The 2,999-nt window shown below is 71.6% G+C and carries 3 protein-coding genes; all 3 read left to right on the top strand.

The genetic code is table 11. The annotated features are described in order from the left end of the window. Positions 1-57 precede the first annotated feature (57 nt). Positions 58-1,287, top strand: coding sequence for a 1-deoxy-D-xylulose-5-phosphate reductoisomerase (dxr, locus tag ACFW1A_RS39705; protein ID WP_380418456.1), 1,230 nt, complete (start codon positions 58-60; stop codon positions 1,285-1,287). A 77-nt stretch (positions 1,288-1,364) separates the two neighbouring features. Further along, positions 1,365-2,672 carry a M50 family metallopeptidase gene (locus ACFW1A_RS39700; protein WP_380418453.1) on the top strand — a complete coding sequence of 436 codons (1,308 nt, stop codon included), beginning with the start codon at positions 1,365-1,367 and terminating at the stop codon, positions 2,670-2,672. 118 nt (positions 2,673-2,790) lie between these two features. Then, positions 2,791-2,999 (top strand): flavodoxin-dependent (E)-4-hydroxy-3-methylbut-2-enyl-diphosphate synthase (locus tag ACFW1A_RS39695; protein WP_380418451.1); only part of this gene is annotated, 209 nt, incomplete at its 3' end.

Here is a 2,999-nt window from a genome sequence, read left to right as displayed (position 1 = left end):
CACGTGAACCGCGGGTACCGCTACGGCGGGCGGCCCGCTCGGGCCACAATGGTCCCCATGAACTCGCTCGCCCACCCCCAGCTGCGCTTCACCCCGGTCGTCGACGCCCCGTCAGGCCCGCGGGAGCTGGTGATCCTCGGCTCCACCGGCTCGATCGGCACCCAGGCCATCGACATCGTGCTGCGCAACCCCGACCGGTTCCGGGTGGTCGCGCTCTCCGCGGCCGGCGGCCAGGTGGAGCTGCTGGCCGAGCAGGCCTTCCGGCTCGGCGTGCACACCGTCGCGGTGGCCCGCCCGGAGGCGGCGGCGCCGCTGCGGTCCGCCCTGGCCGCCCGGGCGGCGGGCCGGCCGCTGCCCACCGTGCTGGCGGGCCCGGACGCGGCGACCGAGCTGGCCGCACTGCCCTGCCACTCGGTGCTCAACGGCATCACCGGCTCGATCGGCCTGGCGCCCACGCTGGCCGCGCTGCGGGCCGGTCGGGTGCTGGTGCTGGCCAACAAGGAGTCGCTGATCGTCGGTGGCCCGCTGGTCAAGGCGGTCGCCGCGCCCGGTCAGATCGTGCCGGTGGACTCCGAGCACGCCGCGCTCTTCCAGGCGCTGACCGCCGGCACCCCGCGCGAGGTGCGCCGCCTGGTGGTCACCGCCAGCGGCGGCCCGTTCCGCGGCCGCAGCCGCGAGCAGCTGGCCGGCGTCACCCCGAAGGACGCGCTGGCCCACCCGACCTGGGCGATGGGCCCGGTGGTGACGATCAACTCGGCCACCCTGGTGAACAAGGGCCTGGAGGTGATCGAGGCCCACCTGCTCTACGACATCCCGTTCGAGCGGATCGACGTGGTGGTCCATCCGCAGTCGGTGGTGCACTCGATGGTGGAGTTCACCGACGGCTCGACGCTGGCCCAGGCCAGCCCGCCGGACATGCGGATGCCGATCGCGCTGGGCCTCGGCTGGCCGGACCGGGTGCCGGACGCCGCGCCGGGCTGCGACTGGACCAAGGCCGCCACCTGGGAGTTCTTCCCGCTCGACGACGAGGCCTTCCCGGCCGTCGCGCTGGCCCGCGAGGTCGGCCGGCTCGGCGGCACGGCGCCGGCCGTCTTCAACGCCGCCAACGAGGAGTGCGTGGACGCGTTCCTCAACGGGGGCCTGGCCTTCACCGGCATCGTGGACACGGTGGCCAAGGTGGTGGCCGAGCACGGCACCCCGCGCTCGGGAACTTCCCTCACCGTCGAGGACGTCCTGGATGCGGAGGGCTGGGCGCGCGCCCGGGCCCGTGAGCTGGCGTCCGGCTGACCGATGCGGTTATCTGACCAGGCAGTCGGAGGCATGATGGCCAGGGCGAGTGGGAGCGACATGACGGAGGACCAGCGGTGAGTACAGCGATGACGGTGCTGGGCATCGTGGTCTTCTTCGTCGGGCTGCTCTTCTCGATCGCCTGGCACGAACTCGGCCACCTCTCCACCGCCAAGCTCTTCCGGATCCGGGTGCCGCAGTACATGGTCGGCTTCGGGCCGACCATCTGGTCGCGCCGGAAGGGCGAGACCGAGTACGGCATCAAGGCGGTCCCGCTGGGCGGCTACATCCGGATGATCGGGATGTTCCCGCCCGGGGAGGACGGGCGGATCACCAAGCGCAGCAGCTCGCCCTGGCGCTCGATGATCGAGGACGCCCGGGAGGCCTCCTACGAGGAGCTGCTCCCCGGCGACGAGGACCGGCTGTTCTACACCAGGAAGCCCTGGAAGCGCGTCATCGTGATGTTCGCCGGGCCGTTCATGAACCTGATCCTGGCGTTCGTGCTCTTCCTGGTGGCGATGATGGGCTTCGGCATGGCGAAGTCGCTGCCGATCGTCAGCTCGGTCTCCCAGTGCGTGGTCCCGGTCACCGAGGCCAAGGACGCGTCCTGCACCGGCCACCCGGCCTCGCCGGCCGCGGCCGCCGGCCTGCTGGCCAAGGACCGGATCGTCTCCTTCGACGGCGACCGGATCTCCAGCTACCAGCAGCTGTCCAACGACATCCGCGGCTCCTACGGCAAGACGGTGCCGATCGTGGTCCGCCGGGACGGCGCCGAGCTGACCCTGACCGCGAACATCACCGAGAACAAGGTCGCCAAGCTGGACAAGTACGGCGACCCGGTGCCGGGCAACGAGACGGTCAGCGCCGGCTTCCTGGGCATCACCCCGACCTCCGGGGTGGTCCGGCTCAGCTTCTCCGACAGCATCACCCGGATGACCGACCTGGCCGACAGCGGACTCCACTCGCTGGCCGCACTGCCGGGCAAGATCCCGGCGCTCTGGGACTCGGTGGTCAAGGGCACCCCGCGGCAGGCCGACTCCCCGGTCGGCATGGTCGGCGCGGCCCGGGTCGGCGGCCAGATGTTCTCGCTGCCGCTGCCGCCCAGCCAGAAGGTGGCCGCCATGATCACCCTGCTGGCCGGGATCAACCTGTCGCTCTTCCTGTTCAACATGCTGCCGCTGCTGCCGCTGGACGGCGGCCACGTGGCGGGCGCGCTCTGGGAGTCGGTGCGCCGGCACGCGGCGCGGCTGTTCAAGCGCCCCGACCCCGGCCCGTTCGACGTGGCGAAGCTGATGCCGGTCGCCTACGTGGTGGCGAGCATCTTCATCGGCTTCACCCTGCTGGTGATGATCGCCGACGTGATCAACCCGGTGAAGATCAGCTAGTCGGGCCGCAGGGGCTGTGCAGAGGGGGGCGCACGGGTGCCGTACCGTTGGACGCCGGGTGTGCGATCGATACGCGCACCCGGCGTCCGTCACCTCTACTCCGGGGAACCCTGCGCACATGACCGCGATCTCGCTCGGTATTCCGTCCCTGCCGCTCAAGCCGCTGGCCACCCGGCGCCGCTCGCGGCAGATCATGGTCGGCAACGTCCCGGTCGGCGGCGACGCCCCCGTCTCGGTGCAGTCGATGACCACCACGCTGACCTCGGACGTCAACGCGACGCTGCAGCAGATCGCGCAGCTGACGGCCTCGGGCTGCCAGATCGTCCG

It is taken from the genome of Kitasatospora sp. NPDC058965, from assembly GCF_042741245.1.
Taxonomy (GTDB): domain Bacteria; phylum Actinomycetota; class Actinomycetes; order Streptomycetales; family Streptomycetaceae; genus Kitasatospora.
This window is presented reverse-complemented; position numbering and strand designations above follow the sequence as displayed.

Coding starts and splice junctions, on each gene's coding strand:
- dxr (WP_380418456.1), top strand. CDS start 58: ATGAACTCGCTCGCCCACCCCCAGCTGCGCTTCACCCCGGTCGTCGAC.